Raw genomic sequence first — 23,520 nt, 5'->3', positions numbered from 1 at the left:
CTCACATTCCCCCTTTTTCATATGACACGTAGACGTCTGTCAACAGCTCTGACTCTTTCGGATATGGACTCTTTTCGCTGAACGAGACGGCTTTTTCAATCGATTCGCTGACACGCTGTTCGATGTCTGACAGTTTATTTGCATCTGTTTCTTTTAGAAGATAGTTTTTAAAGCCTTGAATGGCATCCTTTTCTTCAAGATGCTCAGTCTTTTCATCCTTTGTTTTATAAGTTTGGGCATCCCCTTCGAAATGGCCGTAGTTTCTGTAAGTCATACATTCAATCAAAGACGGGCCTCCGCCGTTTCTTGCCCTTTCTATCGCTTCCCCGGCTGCCTGATAAACTGCTAAAATATCTTTTCCGTCCACCGTGACCCCCGGCATATTGTAGGCAGCCGCCCGATCGGCGATTGAATCACAGGCTGACGCGTACTCAAATGTCGTGGCTTCGCCGTAGCCGTTGTTTTCGGCGATGAACACGACAGGAAGGTTCCATACTGCCGCTAAGTTCAGCCCTTCATGGAAAGTCCCTTGGTTATTGGCTCCGTCCCCAAAAAAGCAAACGCTTACATTTTTAGTTTGTTTATATTTAGCCGTGAGCGCTGATCCGCATGCGAGCGTGAATCCGCCCCCGACGATTCCATTTGCGCCTAACATGCCTTTATCAAGATCCGCAATGTGCATAGAACCGCCTTTGCCTTTACACAGTCCGGTCGCTTTTCCGAATATTTCCGCCATCATGCCGTCCAGATCACAGCCTTTGGCGATACAATGGCCATGTCCCCTGTGTGTGCTTGTAATGCTGTCGCCATCATCTAAATGAGCGCACACCCCCGCAGCTACCGCTTCTTCACCGGCATACAAATGGACGAATCCGGGAAGCACTCCTTGCGCGAACAGTTCATGCACTTTGTCTTCAAAGCCCCTGATTTCCAGCATCTTTTGGTACATCCACAGCGCTTTCTCCTCAGTTAATGACAAGCCTTCTCGTTTTAACAATTCCATTTTGTGCGCCTCCTTCTATTTAGGGTTCACACTTATAAATGCAAGAAGCATGCCAGCCTTTGAAGCCCGTAAAATGAATGTTTTTATTTTTACAATGGAGACAGTTTGAGACAGGTGTCTCATTTTGTCTCGATCTGTTCCCTTTGTCTCGTTTTATGGCATACAAAAAAGACCGGGCATGACCCTGTCTTTGACAATGATCGACGTATTTATTTCCTCGGAAATCTTTTAACTGCTTCATTCTTCTGCATACAGTCTATCGCGGCGTTTGAGTGGTTACACTTTTTTTTTCATATCCGCGTGCTGCAGTTCATGCTTTTCTTCAACAGCCCGATTCAGCGCTTGAAGCATGTAGCCAATGCCTTTATACGATGACAAAGGCCAGGTGATATGCTGATGCTCTCCGATGACGGCGTTTAGGACGCTTCGGTATTTTTTCCCGCCAAGCATGACAAGCTCTTCGATGTCGGAAAAGCCTTTTTCATGAAATTGACGGCGCAGCTCGTCCGCTGCCATGATCTCCGGATGACCGGTTCCAAAAGTGACATCGTAATTTCCGGGAACCATATCATCCGGACGAAGGAATCCGTGCTTTGCCGACAAAATTACCCACTCATCGAAAAATGCTTTCGCATATCGCTCGCACGCCTGATGAAACGGGCTGAGATAAACGTCTTCCGCCCTTACCGGACCTGTATCTGAATGGACATCCCAAATTTTTTTCTTGCCGCAGGGGATGATGCACAGTCGTTTCATTTTTCTCTCCCCTTTATGATGTATGTCCTATCAATGTACCATGATTCGTTTATTTCTGCATGACGAAACTGGCCATGGATCTGTCTGGGTAAAAACTGCACACAAAAAGACCCGGAATTCAAACCGAAATCCGGGCCGGATGAAGAGTTATTTATGTCACTCTTGCTCCATCCCATCAAGATACTTTCTCTCAAAGTCATCGAGCAATGCACGCACTTCATCTGTTGACTTTGTATTCATGCATTGATTTCTTAATTCACTTGCTCCACGGAATCCGCGGAGATATATCTTGAAAAAGCGGGGGAGCGGTTTATATGCTCGAGCTTCTGCTTTTGAATATTCATCATGAAGATCCAGGTGCAATCTCAAAAGATCAAGCAATTCCTTACTGCTATGCTCTCTCGGCTCCTTTTCAAAGGCGAATGGATTAGTAAAAATGCCTCGTCCAATCATAATCCCGTCAACACCGTATTGTTCAGCGAGTTTCAAGCCGGTTTCACGGTCAGGAATATCCCCATTGATCGTCAATAGGGTATCCGGCGCTATCTCATCACGAAGTTTCTTGATTTCCGGGATGAGCTCCCAATGCGCATCTACTTTACTCATTTCCGCTCTTGTACGCAGATGAATGGAAAGATTCGCAATGTCTTGTTTCAGTATGTGTGTCAGCCAGCCGCGCCATTCGTCTATATCCGTGTAGCCAAGTCTGGTCTTCACACTTACCGGCAGACCTCCTGCTTTCGCCGCCTGTATTAATTCGGCTGCAACTTCAGGACGGCAAATCAGGCCGCTTCCCTTTCCATTCCCCGCCACATTAGGTACAGGACAGCCCATATTGATATCCAGGCCCTTAAACCCTAATTCCGCCATCTCAATACTCATTTGGCGAAAGTTTTCAGGCTTATCTCCCCATATGTGGGCAACCATCGGCTGTTCATCCTCCGTGAAAGTCAAACGGCCGCGCACACTATCCTTCCCATCCGGGTGACAATAGCTTTCTGAGTTTGTAAACTCTGTGAAAAACACATCAGGTCTGCCGGCTTCACTCACAACATGGCGAAAAACGACATCCGTCACATCTTCCATTGGTGCCAGTACAAAAAATGGCCGCGGTAATTCACGCCAGAAATTATCTGTCATAACAAATCCAAATCCTTTCATGATGGGATACAGTCAAACCTTGATCCCAAAATTAAAAACTGACCATGCTTCTTTTACACTTATAGCATGTGTCAGCACTTCTTATCAAACGATAGTAAATTTTGAACATTTCACTTTTTACACGTGAAAAAGTGAAAAGCAAACTGAAGCAGAACACCTTAATTGAGTTAACGTAATAAACTATCGCTATAGTTAACCCCATATCGCTCATTTCTGATCAACTCAGCCAACTCCTTAACCTTTAAAAGGGTTTGAGAGAGAAAAAAGTGTGATGATTATCTACACCTATTTTTTATTTATATTGTGGTTTATTAATAGTAGCGCTGACCTTCATCTTTCTTAGCGGCCTTACTTTTGCTCTTTTTGGATAAAAGGATTCCAACCTAAATAGAATATCATATGAGTTCTCCCTATTACCAATGCAAAATAATTGGCCATATGTCAATATCTTTATAACGTTTTAGTTTTAAAGTTATTACTTATAAACAAAATATCTGCATAAAAAAATAAATAATTACATTTATAAGGTGCCACAGAAATCACCTATAAAAGTTTGTATAAGGTTACGATTCGGTAATCCTGATCCAGAACCAATAAAATAGACTGCTGACTAAGTGTCGCAGTCTCATTCATAAGATTAATAAAAAAGTGTTCATTTTCTTTCATCATTAAATAAGGCATCAGAAGTTATTGCTTTCATTTCGAATATCCTTTGTTATACCTGTGATGATTTGTATAACAGTGAAAACCCCCAAGAAAACAGTGACAGTATTAAACCATGGATTATCATAGAATGAAAGATATGTTTGAAAGAAATCCAGTTCAGCTATGTTTGCTGGGAATCCATTCATTTCTCTATAATTAGGACCCCATCCCGTTAATTCTGCAAAATTAAAATAAAGCTGTGAAACTAAAAATGCCAAAACCGTGAGAAACCAACTTTTTTTATACAACGGTCGTTTTTTGTTTACTTTATCCATTTCATTATCCATTTCCTTTTCTGCAATACTTTTTAGCCAAGTGTCAATCTAACATCATTATATGATGAAGCATGATTGTCGCAATAATTGCTTATTAAGGATATAACCATTGCAGGTATTACTGTAATAGTTGTTATCACTTGCGTTTCCGCCTCGGATTTATTTCTTCTTTGGGAATAAGGAAAATAATCGGGGTCCTTTTTTCCTGTTTAGGCTTTCATATCATGTATAACGACCAAACATGCTTTTTTAGTGTGTTTGATCTTTTATCCACAGTTGTTGCTAATAGTAGATGTTCCAACTGCCGTTGTGATTAGTGTAAGTAAGCAACCTTGCCTTTTACACCTTCTGCTTCAGAACCTTCGTTCAGTGGTTGAGGTTCCAATATCTCTCATTCGGTTTCACCTCCTTTTTATCATTTATTACAACTATCGCCAATAGTAGAAGTGCCGATGAGTGTCGGGGACTTTATTCTTTAAGAAAGAAGTTTACAAAATATTAACTGAGATTACAAGTATTCACGGAACATGAACGACTTGTTATTGCTTCTGGTTCACAACAAGATCTTCATATTTTGTCTGTAATGCCGTTTCCAAACGAAAAAAAGAAAGTGAAGCAGCCTACTTGGCTGTTTTTCACTTTCTTTTCCATACGTTTTTTCAACTCTTTTTATCAGTTAAATAAAGACAAAAGACAGATAGGACAAGGGCACAAAACATAAAAAAACCCGGAAATCGGAAATGTTTAATTTACCGAAATCCAGGTCTGATTACGAATTGTTTATTTTAGTTAGACGATTTTAATACAAGCTTCGCCACGGCTTCCACATGAGCCGTCTGCGGAAACATATCAACAGGCTGAATATATTCGACGCGATAGTCCTTCGACATCGTCTGCAAGTCTTTCGCCAGTGTGGAAGGATTGCAGGATACGTAGACGAAGCGTTTCGGTTTTACTTTTTTGATGGTATCTAAAAATGTTCTGTCACAGCCGGTTCTCGGCGGGTCGACGATGACCACGTCAGGGCGGAAGCCTTCTTTCGTCCATTTCGGGAGCCAGTGTTCGGCTGTTCCTGTGACATATGCCGCGTTTTTGATGCCGTGTTTTTTGGCGTTTTTCTTCGCATCGTCAATTGATTCTTTAATGACGTCCATGCCGCGGATCTCTTTTGCGCCGCTTGAAACCCACATGCCGATCGTACCGACGCCGCAATACGCGTCTACGACTTTTTCTTTTCCTGTCAGCTGAGCCGCTTGTTTCACTTCGTCATACAGCTTGACCGTCTGCTCAGGGTTGAGCTGGAAGAAGGCGCGGGCGCTCAGTTCAAATGACACGTCACCGAGCACTTCTTGAATGGCATGGCTTCCGGCCAACGCTTTTGTTTTGTCACCGAAAATGACGGATGTGCGCGCGCCGTTGACGTTTTGAATAATCGATTTCACTTCCGGCAGACGGTTCTGAATGGCTTTGACGATTTCGTCTTTATTCGGCAGTGTCTCTTTCGCGGTGACAAGCACGACCTGCACTTCGCCTGTTTCAAAACCGACTCTCGTCACGATGGTGCGGACATCGCCTTTTTTGGTCCGTTCGTTATAAACGGATACGTTGTGTTTTTCCAAAATACGGCGGACGATACCCGTTGTTTTGTTTGTCGCCGGATGCTGGACAATGCATTCCTTAATCGGAACGATTTTATGAGAATCAAGTCCGTATAAGCCCGCAATGATGCTGCCGCTTTGCGAGCGTCCGACTTGGAACTGGCTTTTGTTCCGGTAATTCCAAGGGTTGTCCATTCCGATCGTATCTTTAATGTTCATTTCTTCGACATTGAATCTCGTATGACGTTCCAGAGACTGAATGACGATGTCGCGTTTTTCGCGAAGCTGCTGGGTGTATGCCAGATGCTGAAGCTGACAGCCGCCGCACTGGTCGTAGACCGGGCATGGCGGCGTGACGCGGTGTTCAGACGGCTTGCGGATTTTTTTGACGCGTGCTTCTGAAAATTTCGGCTGCACATTTGTCGCTTCGGCAACGACTTCTTCACCGGGCAGAGCGCCGGGAACGAAGACAACTTTTTTCTTAAAATAGCCGACGCCCTCTCCGTTAATGCCGAGACGTTTGATGGTCAGCGGAAATGTCTGTCCGATTTTCAATTCGGCAGGCGCCTTTTTTTGATGTTGATTCACGTTTTTTTCTCTCCGTTTCTATATAAAGCCTTTCTCATGGGAAAACGGCTGATTTGAAATATCACATCTTTTCAGTATAACATGCAGCCGGCGGTTCCTTCATGTTTTTCACTGGAAGTTTCCAAAAATCCTCATCATTCAATACTTCTCCACAAGTACAAGGACGCATAGCTTAAATACGGCGCCCATTCGCTGCTTACCTGGAGCATCACGTCTTTTGACGGTTTATCCTCAAGGGCGAAGCGGCGTTTGACGGCGTTTTGCAGGCCGATATCCGCCAAAGGAAACAGATTCGGGCGGCCGAGGCCGAACATGAGGACGTTTTGGACGGTCCACGGGCCGATGCCTCTGATGGCGATCAGCTTTTTCATAATGTCTTCATCCGATAAATGGGTAAGTTCCGCCAGATTGAGCGCTCCTTCTGCAATCATCCGTGAAATGTCAATCGCATATTCCGCTTTTCTCATGCTGAACTGGAGCTCCCGCAAGTCCTGATACTCAAGCGCCGCGATCGTTTTCGGCTCGGGATAGCACCAGACGCCGTCTTTTTGTTCACCGAAGGCATGGACGAACCGTTCCGTTAAAGTAAAAGCGAAGGACAGGTTGAGCTGCTGGTGGATGATGCATTTCATGAGACAGTTGTAGACGTCATATTCCAAGACGAGCGGGGTTCCCGCATGCTCCTCAAAAAGCGCCGACAGATTTGTTTTTGAGAAATGATCAAGCACAGGCTGAAGCGGCTGCTCCCACTGAAAAATGTGTTTGATCCGTTCAATCATCTCCTCGCGGTCCGTTTCTCCGCTGACGAGAAAGACCGGGTCTGCGGCGGTGCCTTCCGCTTGAACCGTGATGACGGACAGTTTGCCGTCCCGTGTTCTGAGCGGCACTTTGATTGATCTTGCATGAAGATCGACCGCATTCAGCGGATCGAGCGACAGCCTTTCAAGGACTTTATCAAAATGATACGGCGGTGTGACCGAAACCGTTTCCTTCCACATATGCTCCACCCCTTTTTGTCCAAGTATATCATGAAGCGGCCGGGCGGCAATTCGTATACTTTTCTTCATAACGCCGCATGATATAATGGCAGGCGGAGGGTTGTTTATGATACATATAACCGCAATCACAACACATAATGAGATATTAGATAATATCCCCCTATCACGTACAGAACAACCGGACATCGCATGGTACTGGATTGATTTTTTCGGCGCTGAGATGCATGAAACCGAGCTGCTGCGTGATTATTTTCACTTTCATCCGCTTGCGATCGAGGATTGCTTTCAGCATATGCAGCGGCCGAAAATCGACCATTATGACGGCTACCGTTTTTATGTGCTCCACGCCTTGAACCCGGACACACTGGAAATGGAAGAGGTGGACATTTTTCAGTCCGACCGTTTCATCGTCAGCTTCCATTTGCACGAATCGCCCGGCGTCTCAAAGGTGAGAGAACGGTTTTTCGCTTCTCCGGGATTAGCCAAAAAAGGGCCCGGGCACATCACTTATATGATGATGGATCAGCTTGTCGATGAATATTTCCCCGTGCTGTACAAAATTGAAGACCGGCTGAATGAAATTGAAGACAGCAGAACACATAAATCTTACGGCACTTTAATGAATGAAGTGTTTGAATTGCGGACTGATCTTTTGAACCTGAGGCGGACGATCATTCCGATGCGCGATTTAATGTACCGGATTTTGAGCCTTGACCATGTAAAAGAAAGCCGTGAAACGAAAGCGTATTTCAGCGATATTTATGACCACCTGTTAAAACTGGCTGAGCTGATCGAGTCAAACCGTGATATGACGTCAGATTTGCGGGACAGCTACGTGACGCTGAATTCAAACCGGATGAACGCCATTATGATGACATTAACCATCGTCTCGACCATTTTTATCCCGCTGACGTTCATCGCGGGGGTTTACGGCATGAATTTCGATAACATGCCTGAGCTTCACTGGAAATACGGGTATTTTATCGTTTTGGGCGTCATGGCCGTTCTTGTGGCCGCCATGCTGTTTTGGTTCGCCCGTAAAGGCTGGTTTAATATTTTCAAGTAAGAACGGCTGCCGGCTGTTCTTTTTTTGAGAAAACATGATAGTCTCGAAAAAAACGTAAAGAGGTGTGCGCCGTTACCATCCTTTCTCACAAAATCATTTCTTCTGTCCTCCTGGCTTTCAGTGTCATGTCCATTGCCCCGCTGTATAACGGCCGTACGGTGTCTGATTACATCTTTGAGTTACTCGGCTTTTCCTCTTGGCCGGAAGATGGAGCCCATATCTCCGTCATTCCCGGGGTTGTGCTTTACTTTGCGGCGTTAATCTGGTGTGCCGCCGCGTTCAGGCGGACGCTTCCCGCGGCGGGGCTGTTTCTGATCTTTCTCAGTATGGGGGCCGCTTCCGGTATCAGTCCTGCCACCGAATATGCCGTTTTTTCCTTAAAACAGTTCGCGCCCGAAAAAGAGGCTGTCGAATATGTGAAGCACCGCAGCGAATGCAGTCATCTGGTTGAGCGAAAAAGAGCGGGCATGAGCTGCACACTTTATATCAATCATTACGGAAAAGGGGAACAAACCATTTCTGTCACCCCGGATTTATCAGAAAACATAAAGGACGTCACATTCAAACCAAAAACGTTAAAACCCCGTTCAAAAACAATCATCAAAACCCGATTTACCGGATTTTATAAGGGGAAAGCCGCCTCAGACTCCGGATGGTCTTCAGAACCTGAACTGAAAGTGGCAATCCTGTACACAGCAGATTAACCATTTTGCATGTATAATGGTGGAAAACTTTTCATTGGAGGGACTGTCAAATGAAGATCGCCATCGTCGGACTCGGCAATATGGGCCGCCCCATCGCCGAAAATATCATGAAAGCCGGATACAGTCTGACTGTATATAACCGGACGAAAGAAAAAGCGGCTGACCTGCTGGATAAAGGGGCAGAATATGCCGAAACGCCCCGACAGGCAGCTGAACATGCGGACATCGTGCTGTCCATGCTGTCAGACGATGACGCCGTAACAGACGTGACTTTCGGAGCTTGCGGCATTATTGCCGGGTTATCTGAAAACGGCATTCATATTTCAATGAGCACGATCAGTACGGCGCTGTCAGAACAGCTTTCCGCCGCACATTCGGGCAGAGGGCAGTCCTTTATTGCCGCTCCCGTCCTCGGCCGCCCCGATGCCGCCGAGAAGGCCGAGCTTCGCATCATCACAGCCGGACCGGCGGAAGCGAAGAAAAAGGCCGAACCGCTGCTTAACATCCTGAGTCAGCAAGTATTTGACACTGGTGAAGAAACAAAAACGGCCAATGCCGCGAAAATCAGCGTCAATTTCTTGCTGGTGTCCATGCTTGAGGCGTTATCTGAATCGTTCTTAATGATGGAGAAGTACGGGTTAGAACAAAAACAATTTTTAGAAATCGCCGGCGCGCTCTTTGGCTCTCCCGTCTATCAAAATTACGGCACGATCATGGCTGAGGAGAAATTTGAGCCGGCCGGTTTCAAAATGTCTTTAGGGCTGAAGGATACCAACCTGGCGCTCGCCGCCGCAGAACAGGTTTCCGCAAAACTCCCTCTTGCCGAACTGGCCAAGAGCCATTTTGAAAGCGGGATCGCACAAGGCTTCGGGGATCTGGATTGGGCCGCTTTGATTAAATGCCTGAAATAACAAAACACCTCTCCATTACCAGGAGAGGTGTTTTTTACAGGCGCGGCAGCTTCATTTCTTTCTCGAACATCAGGTCATCAATGCTTTTAAACGTGTAGCCTTCTTTTTTCAAATCGGTAATGGCATCGTCCAGAGCTTCTGAATTGTCCTTTGAAACGGTGTGAAGAAGGTAGATCGCGCCGGGATGCGCCTGCTTTATCATGTGATCATAGGCGTATTGTTTCCCTTTTTGCTCGTTAACCTTCCAGTCGACAAATGCGACGGACCAGAAAACGGTTTGGTAGCCGAGGCGCTTCGTTTCTTTGAGGACATATTCGCTGAATACGCCGCGCGGCGGACGGAGATATAGGTTGTCCCGCTTCCCGGTAATGTTGTACACGGCTTCCGTGACGGAATCGAGTTCGTCTTGAATCTGATCGCCCGTTTTTGTCGTCAGATCAGGATGATGAAAAGAATGATTGCCGATGATATGGCCTTCCTTTGACATCCGTTTAATCAAATCAGGCTGCTCTTTCACAAAATGACCCGTGACAAAAAAAGTGCCCGTGACGTGATGTTTTTTTAACACATCAAGTACTTTCGGGGTGTACCCATTTTCATATCCGTTATCAAATGTTAAATAGATGGTCTTTTCTTTCGTATTGCCCAAATAAAAGGCATCATATTTTTTGACCAGATTGTCCAGCTGTCTGCCGGCATCCGGCGGCTGATGATTGACGCTGCGTTTAAAGCCCCAGTTTATCCGTTCATTCGGCACGGCTTCTGCGCTGTTGATGCCTCCCGCAAGTAAAACGGCCATGCAGCAAATTGAACAAAACCATTTCATGACCAGCACTCCTTCTGCATTTTTCCTTATTTTGCAGTAGGCCCTGCCCTTTTATACAGCCGCATTATGGAAAAAGAAAAACCCCGGCATCCGCCGGGGTTTATTCCCAATCCTTTTTAAAGCGTTCGTATTTTGCTTCCAGATCATCAAGCATGCCGATGAGCCGGTCTATATCTTCAACGTCCGTTGATTCAGGGTCTAATGAATCAATGACATTCATAAACATATCGAGTCTGTTCTTCAGGTAATCGAGCTGCTGATCTTTGCTGTTTACTGCATTCCCCATACTTCCACTCCATTCATTTTTTATAATGGTAGCGTATTTTTTGCCGTTTTTCAATGGTTCCGCTACTTGCGATCTTGGCAGATCAGGTCTAAAATTAACAGTTGGCAGACGTTAGTATGCCCCATTTATAAAGGAGTTAGATAGTCATGACACAAAACACAACACTGCGTCCGATCACACCGGAGTACGATCCTTGGGAAGCGTACATGGATGTCGACCAGTATGGAGATATGAAACTGACGAACGTTGAATTCACAACGACGACTTTGTGCAATATGAGATGCGAGCACTGCGCCGTCGGGTACACGCTCCAGCCGAAAGACCCGAATGCGCTGCCGATCGACCTTTTATTAAAGCGGCTTGATGAAATTCCTCTGTTACGCTCTATCAGCATTACGGGCGGCGAACCGATGCTTTCGCTGAAATCGGTAAAGGAATACGTCGTCCCGCTTTTAAAATATGCCCATGAACGCGGCGTGCGCACACAGATCAATTCAAACCTGACGCTTGATATCGGGCGCTACGAACGGATTATTCCCTATTTGGACGTTCTTCACATTTCTCACAACTGGGGAACAGTCGAGGACTTTGCCGACATCGGATTTGCGATGATGGAGAAGAAACCGACATTTGAACAGCGGGCGCGCTATTTTGACAAAATGATTGAAAACAGCCGCACGCTGGTCGAAGCAGGTGTAATGGTTTCAGCGGAAACGATGCTCAACAAACGGACACTGCCGCATATCGAACATATTCACCGGCAAATTACCGAAGAAATGAAATGCCAGCGGCACGAAGTCCATCCGATGTATCCGAGTGATTTCGCCAGCGCGCTTGAATCACTCAGCCTGAAAGACATGAGACAGGCTATTCATCATCTGCTCGACATTCGAGATGAAGAGACATGGATGCTGTTCGGTACGCTCCCGTTTTACGCATGCAGTCCTGATGAAGAAGACCAGAAGCTTCTCCGCCGCCTGCGGGAAGCGAAAAACGTTACGGTGCGAAACGACCCTGACGGCCGCTCCCGCCTGAATGTCAACATTTTTGACGGAAATATCATTGTCACGGATTTCGGCGATACACCGCCGCTCGGCAATATTAAAACAGACAGCCTTCCTGAAGCATATGACAAGTGGAGACAGACAAAGCTGAGCAAAGAGCTGAACTGCCGCTGCACAAACGTCCGGTGCCTCGGTCCGAACGTCCTTGTCAAAAACAGTTATTATCAGGACACGGATTTTTCATTACGAAAAGCCAGAGGTTAACAGAAGATGGAAACGACAATTACGGACATTTTGAAAAGCAAAGTGGTTGAGATCATCATCGTCGCTCTCGTGCTTTACGCCGGTGTTTTTCTGATCAACCGCTTTGTTCAGGTGTTATTTAAACGCACAGATTTCTTAGAGGAACGGAAAGGGAAGACGATTGAGAGCCTCGTCCGGTCCATCACCCAGTATACGGCGACGATCGGTTTTATCTTTTACGTCATTTCTTTATTTGTTCATGATTTCGGCCGAATTTTAGCCGGGGCGGGCGTTGCCGGTATCGTCATCGGTTTCGGCGCCCAGTCGTTAATCAAGGACATTTTGGCCGGTATCTTTTTAATATATGAACGCCAGCTGCATAAAGGCGATTACGTGACGATTAACAATCTGTTCAACGGCACAGTGGAAGAAATCGGACTCCGTTCCCTCCAGATCCGTGAGTGGACCGGCAAGCTGCTTACCATATCTAACGGTGAGGTCAGACAGCTTCAAAACTATAACATTGATTATATGCGGATTACCGAGTCCGTCGTGATCAGTTACAAGGAAGATCCTGAACGGGTATATGCCATCTTAGAAAAAGCGTGTGACATGCTCAATGATGAGCTTCGCGATTCATTGAAACGGGATGAATTTCTCAATGCGACGGAACCGTTTCAAGTGCATGGAATTATGAGTCTGAACAAATTAACCAGAGGCATAGAATTTACCGTCAAAGGCATGGTTCAAGACACAGAATACTTCTCGGCGAGCCTTGCGGTGAGACGCGTTCTTGCCCGGGAGCTGTACAACAACAATGTGCAATTGCTTGAGGAAATGTATCACACACAAAAAAGCTGATTCCCGAACCGGAATCAGCTTTTTTTATTTATCTCGGCTGCGCTGTCGTTTGAAAACCGAATGTGACATGATCCTGCACCGGAATCCAAGCCCCGATTCCTTGCGAAGTCACATTTTTGACGACAAGTTTCCGCTTGCTGCCTTTCAGCACCAAATACACTTCACCGTATGTTACTTTTCCTTTTTCATTAACGGCCGGAGCGTAGGCGTGCAGGTAGCCGAGCCGCTGCGGAGAAATTTTGTAGGTTTGATCGCGTTTTGTGCCTGCGCCGATAACCGTTTCAAACGCGAGCGGCAGTTTTGTTTTCTTCATCGCTTTTTGCATCATCATGCTTTTTACGTCTTCTGCGTTCGGCACCTTCGCTGTGAGCCCGCCTTTGATTTTGTATTGCTGTTCTTGGGCGTATGAGATAACCGCGGTTTGCTGCCCGCCCCGGTTATCCGCTCTGTTTGTGTTGATTTTTTTATATTCCCAGTTGGCGACCGTTTCGTTCGATTGATAGCCGAGCGCCCATTTCCCGAGAAATATTGTCGCCCGGTATCCGATGGCAAGCGGTGAACCGGAAACCGAGGATTCATTCAGCATTTTAATCAGATGCGGATTTTCGATGTTGATCTCTGATGTATCTAACAATTCCTTTGCCAGTTTGCTCGGCTGAAGCATCGGCTGGTCCTGTGAAGAATTCGGATACGTATTTTCCTTTGAAATGCTTACGACAGAGTTGGGAACTTTAAACGGTTTTTTTGCACCGGCAGACGGCGTTGCGAAAAAACTAAAGGATAACAGCAGAATCAGTGTGGCATGAAACAGCTTTCTCATCATATCACTCTTTCTATAGCATTTTCCTTTAGTCTTTTCCTCCGCAATCGTTGTTATCCGCATTTTTTACAGGTTAAAGCAGGAAAAAACCGATCGCCATGATGACATAAGCGGCAAGGAGCGTAGCCCCCTCAAACCAGTTCGAATCACCGTCATTTGAAATCATCGTCATCAAAAGGACGGATGATATCATCGCGACAAGTTCGGGTAATGTGAATACAAGCGGCATATTGACCGGAAAAAAGATGGAACAGATCACAAGAACCGGGGCCACAAACATGGCGATCTGCAAAGTCGAGCCTACCGCAATTTCAACGGCGACATCCATCTTGTCTTTGTACGCCATAATAATCGCCGACGCATGCTCTGCGGCATTTCCGACGATTGCGACGATAATCACTCCGATAAACAGCTCGCTCCAGCCGAACTGTTCAGCCACCGCATGAAACGTATGGACAAGGTTTTCAGATATGTAGGCGACGATAATGGTTGAAATAAATAAGACGGCTGTCGCTCTTTTCCCCGACCACTCAGGCTGCTCCTCTTCTTCCTTTGCCTCCGGCTGGTTCGGCTGATAAACACCGCGATGGGTGACGAGCTTGAAATAAAGAGCTGCCACGTACAGAAGGATCATGATGATGCTGATGCCGACACTCAAATCAAGCTTGTTTTTTTCCCCCATATCCATGGAAAACACTTCGGGAATGACAAAAGCTACGATAATGGCAAAAATCAGCAGGCCAGAATTATGACGGGCATCATGAATATTGAATTCCTGCCGCTTGTATTTCAAACCGCCGATAAAAAACGACAATCCCGCGACGAGCAGAAGATTGCCGAGCACCGAACCGGTCAATGAAGCAAGCACGATGCCCGTCAGCCCTTCTTTTAAGGCAAAAAGCGATATAATCAGCTCTACCGCATTGCCGAACGTGGCATTCAGCAGACCGCCGATCCGCGGTCCCGCGATAATGGCAAGAGATTCGGTCGCTCTCCCCATATAACTTGCAAGCGCAATAATCGTCAAGCAATAAATAATAAACAAAACCGCTGACGGCCAGTGCATCAGGCCGCCGATGACTGAAAGCGGCACTCCCGCCGCAGCCGTAAAGAAAAAAATCCGATTCATATCTGCCTGGCTCCTTTTTTCGAATGAGTCTTTTTATATCCTTCTCAAAAACTCCCTCAATTACACTTCCGCGGCAGCCCGAATTGGCATTTTCAGGTTGCCGGACGCGACAAATCCGTGTACGATCAAGAAAGATACTGAAGAAGGAGAAATACGCGATGTCACGACTGTACTTCTTTATTTTGGTTCTGCTTGTTTCCATCTCCGGATTTTCCCAAGGCATGCTTCTGCCGGTGATCTCCGTCATTTTTGAAACGAACGGAGAATCCGCAGCCATAAACGGACTTCACGCAACCGGCCTTTATATCGGTGTGCTTCTGGCGTCGCCGTTTATGGAGGCCCCGCTGCGCAAGCTCGGATTCAAACCTCTGATGGTCATGGGCGGATTTCTTGTTATCATCAGCTTATTCAGTTTTATTTGGCTTCAATCCATATGGTTATGGTTTTTTCTGCGGCTGCTTATCGGAATCGGGGATCATATGCTGCATTTTTCAACCCAAACGTGGGTGACGTCAAAGTCAACGCCCCGAAACAGAGGAAGAAACATTTCGCTGTACGGACTGTCCTTCGGGCTTGGATTCGCTGTCGGCCCGTTCATGGTCCCTCTTGTGAAAACAAGTCCTTCCCTTCCGTTTATCGTATCCGGCTGTATCAGTCTTGCCGCCTGGCTGTTTGTGTTTGTCTTACGTAACGAGTACCCGGCGCAAGGTCCGGATGAAACATCCGGGGATAACAGCGCAAAACGGTTTTACCGCGCTCTTCTTTTCGGCTGGGTCGCTTTTCTCCCGGCTTTCGGGTACGGTTTTTTAGAAACGGCGCTGAACGGAAGCTTTCCCGTGTACGCCCTGCGTTTAGGCATATCCGTTGATGCCGTCGCGCTGATATTGCCCGCTTTTGCTATCGGAAGTATTGTATTCCAGTTCCCTCTCGGTTTATTAAGCGATCGATTCGGGAGAAAACGTGTCCTGCTCGTCATCTTATTAACGGGTGCCCTTTGCTTTTTGACGGCCGGACTGTTTCCGTCGCCTTCTGTCATCGGCTGCTGCTTTTTCACGGCGGGAATGGCGGTCGGCAGTATGTTTTCCCTCGGCATCAGCTATATGAGCGACCTGCTGCCGTCCCATCTGCTGCCGGCGGGCAATCTGCTCTGCGGCATTTCCTTCAGCCTCGGCAGCATGATCGGCCCGGTGGCGGGCGGCTGGTATATGCAGCGGTTTGAAAGCGCCAACTTGTTTTACTTTATTACGGTGATTCTGGTCTGTATTTGGCTTGCGCTCGTCTTCGGGAAAACAAAGCATAGTCCCGCATCCGAATCCCATTCTTTTCCGGCCTCATAAAAAAGCCGCCTGATCTGAGTCAGGCGGCTTCTTTCTAGTGGTATCCGTTCTGCCCGTTAGCGCTTCCGCTTGTTTTATTCTTCGGGCCGTTTTTGGAGTTTTGTTTATTATGGCTTCCGCCTTTTTTCGTATGCTTGGTCATAATCGATTCCCCTCCGTTTTTCAGCTTGAACGTCATCCGTTCCTCTATAGCTTGCTCCCGCGGTACGGATTTTCATCAGGAAGCTTTTTACGTTTATGTAAAAGCGCGTTGATTTCTCCTCCTAAAATCAGCAGTGTTCCCGTAAGATAAAACCAGATCATAAGGACGATAATTCCCCCGATGCTCCCGTACGTGGCGCTGTAGTTGGCAAAGGTGCCGACGTAAAATGAGAACAGCATACTGACGATAATCCAGCCGGCTGCCGCGAATACGGCTCCCGGCAGCACAAAACGGAGGGAAAGCCTTTTATTCGGCGCGAAAATGTAAAGCGCGGTAAACACGATTAACAGGATAAGCGGACTGATACCCCAGCGGACAACCGACCACACCTGCAAAAACAGGCCGGAGGCGCCGATAAAATCTGCGGCCAGCATTCCGATTTCTCTGCCGAACACCGGCAGAAGCAATGCGATTAAAATCGTAACCACCATCGCGATGGTTAAAAAAATTGAGGTCAGGCGAATGATGATAAATGAGCGGTTTTCCTCGACTTCGTAGGCATGGTTAAATGCTCTGACAATCGCGTTCATACCATTCGAAGCCGACCAGATGACGGCGATAATCCCGAATGACAAAAGCCCGCCGCTGCGCTTGTTCAGCGTTTGCTCTGTTATGGATTTCACCATAGACATGGCGCTGTCGGGCGCGTATTGATCGACCGCCCCGAGCACGTCTTCTGCCGATATGGGAAGATAGGCGGTGAGCGTCAGCATGAAAATCATTAACGGAAACAATGACAGCAGGAAAAAATACGCCAGCTCCGCCGATTTACTTTGTCCTTCATGGAGAGAAAACCTTGCAAACAGCTCCTTTATAAAACTCATGACATCCCACCTCAATGATCGTTTTTCGAAAAATGCTCCTTCGTTTCTTTTAACAGGTCAATGACCTGCGGTGTCGTCTGCTTCAGCTTAGTGATCTGGCCGTTTAAAAAACTCAGATCATCCGATACGGTATTGGCGATGGTCTTCACTTGATCAAGTTTTGCAGATGCCTGCTGTTTCAGCACTTCAGGATGTTTTCGGTAGAATGCCGCACGCTGCCTGCACGCGTCCATGTTCCGGAAACATGCCTCTCTTGTCGGCTTATGTAATAAGGACAGTGCTCCCCCGGCGGCAGCGCCGATCAGAATCGCTTTTGCCATGATGCGTGTCTGCTTCATCGGTCAATCCCCCTTATAAATGATGGTCTTTCTTTATTGTCTCCAGCAAATGACGGCACCCGGACTCGACCAAAGCGTACACCTCGCTGAAATTCCCGGTATAATACGGATCGGGCACGTCCGCAAGGTCCGACTCCGGTACATAATCAAGCAGCCTTGCAATACGCGGCGCCGCTTTTTTATAACCGGCCATGCTGCGCAGATGTCCGATATTTTCTGCATCCATCGCAATGACGTAATCAAAATCGGTCAGATCAGACTCACGCACCTGCCTCGCCGTGATGCCGCTTACGCTGATCCCTTTCTCCTTTAGGATCTCCTTTGTCCCTTCATGCGGCGGATTTCCCGCATGCCAGGCGCCGATTCCCGCTGAATCAATGTTAATCTGCCCGTTCAGCCCGTTTTTCTTCACCATATCAGAAAATACCGCCTCTGCCATAGGCGACCGGCAAATATTTCCCAGACAGACAAACAACACATGTATCATATCGATAACCTCCCTAGTCTTTCCCCGCATTTTGAGGATCAAAAACCTTATCATCATCTTAGCAACTTTTCTGCTGCTGTGGAAATAAGCTTTTATTCTAAATGAATTCTGTTAGAATAAAGGGTACGAAAACGGTCATGAAAGGATGCATGAATTTGCCGAGCCAAAAAACAGAAACGTTAAACAAAATGATTGAAGACATTTCGCAAAAGCTCAACATGCTCAATGTCGGCGTCATCAGAGCGGAAGATTTCAGTGATGAAAAAATAGAAGATCTTACATACCTTCATCAAATGGTCATGAAAAAAGCATCATTCAGCCCGAGTGAAATGCAGGCCATTGCCGAGGAGCTCGCCTCTCTCAGAAAATAAACCCATGTCAGACCTGCCGAAAAACGGCGGGTCTTTTTTTGATTTAAAAAAGTGAAAAATAAAAGTTCATCGGTTTGACACATATAAAAAGAAGGAGTATAGTAACTGTGAACTTGGTAGAACGATATACTAAATGAGCGGGCCGCTTATCTTTTTTTATTTAGTAGAACGATATACTCGTTGTGATATCAGCGTTATTCAAGTTTGTCTCTGCAACCGTTTTATCAAACCAGTTTTCAAAGAAAGGCAGTGGTTCAATAAAGGGGAATGGTTCTGTGCTTTTGTTAATTTAAAAATTAATTTAATTCTTTATTAACCGCATTAGGGGATGTCATCATGAAAAACATATACACCAAAATGGCAGCGGGTCTTTATGTTAATTATTTCCTGCTGGGCATGATCAATATTATTATCGCATCCAATATGGAGGCATTATCAAAACAGCTTCATACATCCGCAGCCGGGGTCAGCTATTTGGTCTCCGCCATCGGGATCGGGAAGCTGATTTCGCTTCTGTTTGCCGGGAAGCTTTCGGATACATTCGGGAGACGGCCGTTTATCGTGTCGGGCGCCTTTCTGTATCTGATTTTCCTAATCGGAATTCCGCTTTCGACAAACTATACGGCCGCGTTTATCTTCGCCATTTTCGCCGGGATCGCCAATTCCTTCTTGGATTCCGGGACATATCCGGCGCTTATTGAAGGATTTCCGAAAAACGCAAGCTCTGCAACCGTGTTAATCAAAGCGTTTGTATCCATCGGCGCGACGGTGCTTCCGTTTTTTATCGCGTTTATTGCGGACAGGCATTTGTTTTACGGCTGGACGTTTTTCGTACCGGGCATTATTTTCTTCCTGAACGGCTTTTTCCTGTTAAAAGTTCCGTTTCCGAATCATAAGCAAAAAGAAGACGGCGGCCGGACGGAAGCCTCTCCGTCTGATGACGCGTTCACATCACAGCCGTCGATATGGCGTGAAGGCCTTGCGATCATTCTGTTAGGCTTTTCATCTACGGCGCTGTTTATGCTCGTTCAAGTATGGCTTCCTAAGTTCGGGCAAACCGTTTTGGGCATGCCTGAGGTGCAGGCTGTCAAATTGCTGAGCTATTACAGCATCGGTGCGCTTGTGTCCGTATTATTGCTGGCCGTGCTGTTAAACAGAGTGATTCAGCCGATTACGGTAATGGTGCTGTACCCTGTGATCGCGGCAATCGCGCTGCTTGCTCTGATTTTCATTCATCAGCCGGCCGTATCAGTCATCAGCTCCTTTGTCATCGGACTTTCAACTGCGGGCATTCTGCAATTGGCGATGACGGTTATGGCTGTTTTATTCCCTAAAAATAAAGGTACGATCACATCTTTTGTTAATATAGCATCAAGCTTATCTTTTATTGTCATTCCGCTTGTAACGGGAGCGATATCCAAAGCGGCCGGCCTGACGCCTGTTTTTCTGCTTGATATCGGAATTGCGGTTGTCAGCGCCCTTCTCGCATTGTTTATCGGAATCCGCTTTAAGCAAGTGATGAAAGCCTGACTATTTTTTAAGGGAGAGGATTTATCATGCAATCTATCACGATCAGAAACACGGTCATCGGCGAAGGGCTTCCGAAGATCATTGTGCCGCTGATGGCGCCCGGAGAGAAAGAACTGCTCGAAGAAATTGAAGCCGTCAACAGGCTTCGCCCGGATATCATTGAGTGGCGGGCGGATGTGTACGAGCACGTTGACAGCCTGGACGCCGTAAAAGGCATGCTTGAAAAGCTGCGGAAAGCCGCAGGCGCAACACCGCTGCTTTTCACATTCAGAACTCATAAAGAAGGCGGAAATAAAGTTATTGATGATCGCTTCTACATTGAATTGCTTAAAACCGCCATCGAAACAAAACACATTGACCTTGCAGACGTTGAGTTGTTTACGGGAGAAGCGGAAGTCAAATCAATTGTGAAAACCGCTGAAGACAACGGCGTATATGTCGTCATGTCCAATCATGATTTTCATCAGACACCGAAAAAAGAAGAAATCATTTCCCGGCTGCGGAACATGCAGGCGTACGGCGCGCACATTCCGAAAATCGCGGTGATGCCGCAAAGCACTGAAGATGTTTTCGTCTTATTGGATGCCACTCACACGATGAAAACACAATACGCAGACCGGCCGATCATCACGATGTCAATGGCGGGAACAGGTCTGATCAGCCGCCTGGCCGGCGAAGTCTTCGGCTCAGCGTGCACGTTCGGAGCGGGCAAAGAAGCATCAGCGCCCGGACAGATTCCCGTTGAAGAATTGCGCAGCGTACTCAGCATTTTAAATAAACATATGTAATCAGCGTTTTTTGCCCTCAAAGCGGGTTGAAAAACAAATGAATGGACTAACGGAGGAATACATCATGAAGAAAGATTTAGGACGGATTAACGGAAAAACTCAGCTTATCGGATTATTCGCGACACCGATCGGACACTCTTTATCTCCGGCGATGCACAACCTGGCGTTTAAAAAATTAGGATTGAACTACGCTTACCTCGCGTTTGAAGTCGGCAATGAACAGCTGGAAGATGTGGTAACGGGAATGCGCGCCTTAAACGTCAGAGGATTCAATGTCTCGATGCCGAACAAGATGAACATTCTCCCTTACCTCGATGAACTCGCGGATTCAGCGAAATTCACCGGCGCGGTAAATACAGTCGTTAATGAAAACGGCAGACTGATCGGACACTCCACTGACGGTATGGGATACGTCCGCAACTTAAAAGAACACGGCATCGATATCACGGGCAAAAAAATGACGCTGGTCGGTTCCGGCGGGGCCGCCACTCCGATAGCGATTCAATCCGCATTGGAAGGCCTCGGAGAAATCTCTATTTTCGCCCGCAATGACGCATTTTTCGAAAAAGCGGAAGAAAACGTCCGCATCATCAATGAAGAAATGAAGGGATCTTCTTGCAAAGCGAAAGTCTTCCCGCTCGAAGATCAAGATGCGCTGCGTGCTGAAATCGCTTCAAGCGATATTTTCACAAACGGAACGGGTGTCGGCATGAAACCGCTTGAAGGCTTGAGCGTCATTGAAGATACATCCATGCTCCGTCCGGATTTGATTGTGACAGACGTCGTTTACAACCCCGTTACGTCGAAATTGCTTGAACAAGCTCAAGCGGCCGGCTGCAACACCATTAACGGCCTCGGCATGATGCTTTGGCAGGGCGCCATGGCGTTTGAATATTGGACAGGCCGTGAAATGCCGGTTCAGTATATTAAAGAGCAAATGTTTGAATAACCTATTGTGACATAAGCGCCGAAGGACAATCCGTCTTCCGGCGCTTTGTCATTTTCTCCCCTCTCTCTTTCTTCTCATGCGCCAAAACGCTTATAATGGATGTAACGAATAAAAACCAAGTGAGGAATGCGACGTATGAAACAGCAAAAAAAACGCCGGGTGACATTGCAGCAGGTCGCTGAACATGCCGGCGTCTCAACATCCACCGCTTCATTAATCGTCCGCAATAATCCGCGAATTTCCGAAGCGACCCGTGAGAAAGTGCTGCAATCCATGCGGGAGCTGGGGTACGTATATGATCGGGTCGCCGCGAATTTACGATCACAGACGTCCACAACGGTAGGATTGATTATTACTGACATTTCCAATACGTTTTTCTCAGAGTTTCTGATCGGCGTTCAGAATACGCTTGAGGAAGTCGGATTAACGGTGCTGTTAGGCACGACATTTGATTCCGTCGCCAAGCAGGAGCAGCTGATCTCAACCATGCTGGAGCACAGGGTCGGCGGATTGATTTTGTGTCCGGTTTCAGGTACGGCTGAGGAAACCCTTTCCCGCCTTGAGCAGCTTGACATTCCGGTCGTGCTCGCCGTCAGGGAGATTGCCGATGCCGACTGTGATTTTGTCGGAGCCGATTATGAGGAAGGCACCTATAAGGCAGTGCGTCATTTCATTGAGAAAGGCCATCAGGAGATTGCGTTTCTGGGCGGCGTGAAGCACTCATCAACATGGACGAAGCGTATGAAAGGGTTTAAAAAAGCGCTCCGTGAAGCGGATCTGGAAGTGAAAAATGACTATGTCATTGACAGCGCGCCGACCCGCGAAGCAGGCTGTGAAGCCGTGACGGAGCTCCTCCGCCGGTCTGAGCGCCCGACCGCGATTTTCTGCTTCAGTGATTTGGTCGCGTTCGGCGTCATGCAAGGGATCAGAAAAGCCGGGCTCATTCCGGGCGAAGATATTGACATTGTCGGCTTTGATAACGTGCCGGAAGCTGAAATTTCTTATCCCCCGCTTACAACCGTTTCTTCCTTTCCGCGGCAGTCGGGAAAAGAAGCGGCTCAATTGCTGCATCATAAAATCACCAGTTCCCAGCACAAAAAACAACGCATTATTCTGGCGCCTGAGCTGGTTATCCGGGAATCTTCACAAAAAAAGCGGAACGCCTGATACGGCGCTCCGCTTTTATATTACGCAAGCAGTTTTAATGATTCGCGGTTGAATGCCGGTATGTCATCCGGTGTGCGGCTTGTGACCAGCTGGTTCTGGCAGACGACGACTTCTTCATCCACCACATTTGCGCCCGCGTTTTCCATGTCGATTCGGATTGATGTAAACCCTGTCGCTTTGCGCCCGTCCAATGCTTTCGCGTTGATGAGAAGCTGAGGTCCGTGGCAGATGGCGAACACCGGTTTTTTGTCATCCATAAACGCTTTGGCAAATTGGACGAAACGGTCATCCGCACGCAGCATGTCAGGAGAGAATCCGCCCGGGATCAGCAATGCGTCAAAGTCTTTCGGATTTACATCATCGATGGACTCATCCACTTTCACTTCCGCTTCCCCTTGTTTGCCTTTGACTGTTTTTCCTTTTTCCTGTTCAATTACGGTTAATTCATGACCCGCATCTTTAAAAGCTTTCGCAGGTTCAGTATACTCGACATCCTCAAAATAATCGGTTAATACAACTGCAATTTTTTTACCCATAGTTACTACCTCCTGCTTGATGAAGTCTACATAAATCCATGTACCCCAGCCACACTA

Annotated in this window: 26 protein-coding genes; 11 read left to right on the top strand and 15 right to left on the bottom strand. The window is 46.9% G+C overall.

Features of this window, described 5'->3' with window-relative positions:
- Position 1: 1 nt before the first annotated feature.
- From acoA to NYE68_RS04800, 6 genes are all read right to left on the bottom strand, one after another.
- Positions 2-1,003 carry an acetoin:2,6-dichlorophenolindophenol oxidoreductase subunit alpha gene (gene acoA, locus NYE68_RS04825; RefSeq protein ID WP_003155540.1) on the bottom strand — a complete coding sequence of 334 codons (1,002 nt, stop codon included), beginning with the start codon at positions 1,001-1,003 and terminating at the stop codon, positions 2-4.
- Between the two features lie 276 nt (positions 1,004-1,279).
- Positions 1,280-1,759: a DUF6884 domain-containing protein gene (locus NYE68_RS04820; protein WP_342494071.1), complete on the bottom strand. Its 480-nt coding sequence runs from the start codon at positions 1,757-1,759 to the stop codon at positions 1,280-1,282.
- Positions 1,760-1,915: 156 nt separating this feature from the next.
- The gene (locus NYE68_RS04815; protein ID WP_324636058.1) at positions 1,916-2,899 is read right to left on the bottom strand and encodes a tRNA-dihydrouridine synthase; all 984 of its coding nucleotides are present in this window, start codon (positions 2,897-2,899) and stop codon (positions 1,916-1,918) included.
- A gap of 701 nt (positions 2,900-3,600) precedes the next feature.
- The gene (locus NYE68_RS04810; RefSeq protein ID WP_254003807.1) at positions 3,601-3,900 is read right to left on the bottom strand and encodes a YfzA family protein; all 300 of its coding nucleotides are present in this window, start codon (positions 3,898-3,900) and stop codon (positions 3,601-3,603) included.
- Between the two features lie 785 nt (positions 3,901-4,685).
- Positions 4,686-6,086: a 23S rRNA (uracil(1939)-C(5))-methyltransferase RlmD gene (gene rlmD / locus NYE68_RS04805; RefSeq protein ID WP_015417040.1), complete on the bottom strand. Its 1,401-nt coding sequence runs from the start codon at positions 6,084-6,086 to the stop codon at positions 4,686-4,688.
- 134 nt (positions 6,087-6,220) lie between these two features.
- Positions 6,221-7,084, bottom strand: a complete 864-nt coding sequence (locus NYE68_RS04800) for a DNA-3-methyladenine glycosylase (RefSeq protein ID WP_031378890.1) — start codon at positions 7,082-7,084, stop codon at positions 6,221-6,223.
- A 106-nt stretch (positions 7,085-7,190) separates the two neighbouring features.
- On the opposite strand from NYE68_RS04800, the gene corA reads away from it, so the two are divergent.
- The 3 genes from corA to NYE68_RS04785 all read left to right on the top strand — a co-directional run bounded on the left by corA (position 7,191) and on the right by NYE68_RS04785 (position 9,765).
- Positions 7,191-8,150, top strand: a complete 960-nt coding sequence (gene corA, locus NYE68_RS04795) for a magnesium/cobalt transporter CorA (protein WP_012117086.1) — start codon at positions 7,191-7,193, stop codon at positions 8,148-8,150.
- Positions 8,151-8,212: 62 nt separating this feature from the next.
- Positions 8,213-8,854: a hypothetical protein gene (locus tag NYE68_RS04790; RefSeq protein WP_342494070.1), complete on the top strand. Its 642-nt coding sequence runs from the start codon at positions 8,213-8,215 to the stop codon at positions 8,852-8,854.
- A gap of 50 nt (positions 8,855-8,904) precedes the next feature.
- Positions 8,905-9,765, top strand: coding sequence for an NAD(P)-dependent oxidoreductase (locus tag NYE68_RS04785; protein WP_015417037.1), 861 nt, complete (start codon positions 8,905-8,907; stop codon positions 9,763-9,765).
- Between the two features lie 34 nt (positions 9,766-9,799).
- Here the strand turns inward: NYE68_RS04785 and pdaA are convergent, their stop codons facing one another.
- Positions 9,800-10,591, bottom strand: a complete 792-nt coding sequence (gene pdaA, locus NYE68_RS04780; RefSeq protein ID WP_003155556.1) for a delta-lactam-biosynthetic de-N-acetylase — start codon at positions 10,589-10,591, stop codon at positions 9,800-9,802.
- 100 nt (positions 10,592-10,691) lie between these two features.
- Entirely contained in the window at positions 10,692-10,877 is a 186-nt protein-coding gene (locus NYE68_RS04775) for an SE1561 family protein (RefSeq protein ID WP_003155558.1), read from the bottom strand.
- A 146-nt stretch (positions 10,878-11,023) separates the two neighbouring features.
- Here NYE68_RS04775 and yfkAB point away from each other — a divergent pair, with 146 nt between their 5' ends.
- A complete protein-coding gene (gene yfkAB, locus NYE68_RS04770; RefSeq protein ID WP_014417201.1) occupies positions 11,024-12,145 on the top strand; it encodes a radical SAM/CxCxxxxC motif protein YfkAB in 1,122 nt (373 codons plus the stop codon).
- A 6-nt stretch (positions 12,146-12,151) separates the two neighbouring features.
- A complete protein-coding gene (locus NYE68_RS04765) occupies positions 12,152-12,985 on the top strand; it encodes a mechanosensitive ion channel family protein (RefSeq protein ID WP_014417200.1) in 834 nt (277 codons plus the stop codon).
- Positions 12,986-13,013: 28 nt separating this feature from the next.
- Here NYE68_RS04765 and NYE68_RS04760 read toward each other — a convergent pair whose 3' ends face one another.
- Both NYE68_RS04760 and cax read right to left on the bottom strand, forming a co-directional pair.
- On the bottom strand, positions 13,014-13,808 hold the full coding sequence (locus tag NYE68_RS04760; RefSeq protein WP_167409161.1) for a YfkD famly protein: 795 nt from the start codon (positions 13,806-13,808) through the stop codon (positions 13,014-13,016).
- A gap of 70 nt (positions 13,809-13,878) precedes the next feature.
- The gene (gene cax, locus NYE68_RS04755; protein ID WP_007408511.1) at positions 13,879-14,934 is read right to left on the bottom strand and encodes a calcium/proton exchanger; all 1,056 of its coding nucleotides are present in this window, start codon (positions 14,932-14,934) and stop codon (positions 13,879-13,881) included.
- Between the two features lie 158 nt (positions 14,935-15,092).
- Between cax and NYE68_RS04750 the strand changes: the two genes are divergently transcribed.
- A complete protein-coding gene (locus tag NYE68_RS04750; protein ID WP_025284425.1) occupies positions 15,093-16,271 on the top strand; it encodes an MFS transporter in 1,179 nt (392 codons plus the stop codon).
- A 34-nt stretch (positions 16,272-16,305) separates the two neighbouring features.
- On the opposite strand, the gene NYE68_RS04745 is transcribed toward NYE68_RS04750, so the two are convergent.
- Genes NYE68_RS04745 through NYE68_RS04730 form a run of 4 tightly spaced genes read right to left on the bottom strand, consistent with a single transcriptional unit; the run spans position 16,306 to position 18,122 of the window.
- On the bottom strand, positions 16,306-16,449 hold the full coding sequence (locus tag NYE68_RS04745) for a hypothetical protein (protein ID WP_017419116.1): 144 nt from the start codon (positions 16,447-16,449) through the stop codon (positions 16,306-16,308).
- Positions 16,450-16,457: 8 nt separating this feature from the next.
- The gene (locus NYE68_RS04740; RefSeq protein WP_007408509.1) at positions 16,458-17,297 is read right to left on the bottom strand and encodes a YihY family inner membrane protein; all 840 of its coding nucleotides are present in this window, start codon (positions 17,295-17,297) and stop codon (positions 16,458-16,460) included.
- Between the two features lie 11 nt (positions 17,298-17,308).
- On the bottom strand, positions 17,309-17,635 hold the full coding sequence (locus NYE68_RS04735; RefSeq protein WP_015239397.1) for a hypothetical protein: 327 nt from the start codon (positions 17,633-17,635) through the stop codon (positions 17,309-17,311).
- A gap of 13 nt (positions 17,636-17,648) precedes the next feature.
- Positions 17,649-18,122: a low molecular weight protein-tyrosine-phosphatase gene (locus NYE68_RS04730; RefSeq protein WP_053573589.1), complete on the bottom strand. Its 474-nt coding sequence runs from the start codon at positions 18,120-18,122 to the stop codon at positions 17,649-17,651.
- A 155-nt stretch (positions 18,123-18,277) separates the two neighbouring features.
- Here NYE68_RS04730 and NYE68_RS04725 point away from each other — a divergent pair, with 155 nt between their 5' ends.
- The 5 genes from NYE68_RS04725 to NYE68_RS04705 all read left to right on the top strand — a co-directional run bounded on the left by NYE68_RS04725 (position 18,278) and on the right by NYE68_RS04705 (position 22,927).
- Positions 18,278-18,493, top strand: a complete 216-nt coding sequence (locus NYE68_RS04725) for a DUF1128 domain-containing protein (protein ID WP_108702396.1) — start codon at positions 18,278-18,280, stop codon at positions 18,491-18,493.
- A 336-nt stretch (positions 18,494-18,829) separates the two neighbouring features.
- Complete coding sequence (locus NYE68_RS04720; protein ID WP_053573587.1) at positions 18,830-20,023, top strand: MFS transporter; 1,194 nt, start codon at positions 18,830-18,832, stop codon at positions 20,021-20,023.
- Between the two features lie 26 nt (positions 20,024-20,049).
- A complete protein-coding gene (aroD, locus tag NYE68_RS04715; protein WP_015417031.1) occupies positions 20,050-20,811 on the top strand; it encodes a type I 3-dehydroquinate dehydratase in 762 nt (253 codons plus the stop codon).
- A gap of 64 nt (positions 20,812-20,875) precedes the next feature.
- Positions 20,876-21,760, top strand: coding sequence for a shikimate dehydrogenase (locus NYE68_RS04710; RefSeq protein ID WP_007408504.1), 885 nt, complete (start codon positions 20,876-20,878; stop codon positions 21,758-21,760).
- 135 nt (positions 21,761-21,895) lie between these two features.
- Positions 21,896-22,927 (top strand): LacI family DNA-binding transcriptional regulator, encoded by a 1,032-nt coding sequence (locus NYE68_RS04705; RefSeq protein WP_015417030.1) that lies wholly within the window; start codon positions 21,896-21,898, stop codon positions 22,925-22,927.
- 20 nt (positions 22,928-22,947) lie between these two features.
- On the opposite strand, the gene NYE68_RS04700 is transcribed toward NYE68_RS04705, so the two are convergent.
- Positions 22,948-23,463: a type 1 glutamine amidotransferase domain-containing protein gene (locus NYE68_RS04700; protein ID WP_064107437.1), complete on the bottom strand. Its 516-nt coding sequence runs from the start codon at positions 23,461-23,463 to the stop codon at positions 22,948-22,950.
- Between the last annotated feature and the right edge of the window lie 57 nt (positions 23,464-23,520).

The organism is Bacillus sp. FSL R5-0447, from assembly GCF_038606125.1.
GTDB lineage: Bacteria > Bacillota > Bacilli > Bacillales > Bacillaceae > Bacillus > Bacillus velezensis.
The sequence above is the reverse complement of the archived record's forward strand: the minus strand, read 5'-3'. Positions and strand labels throughout refer to the sequence as shown.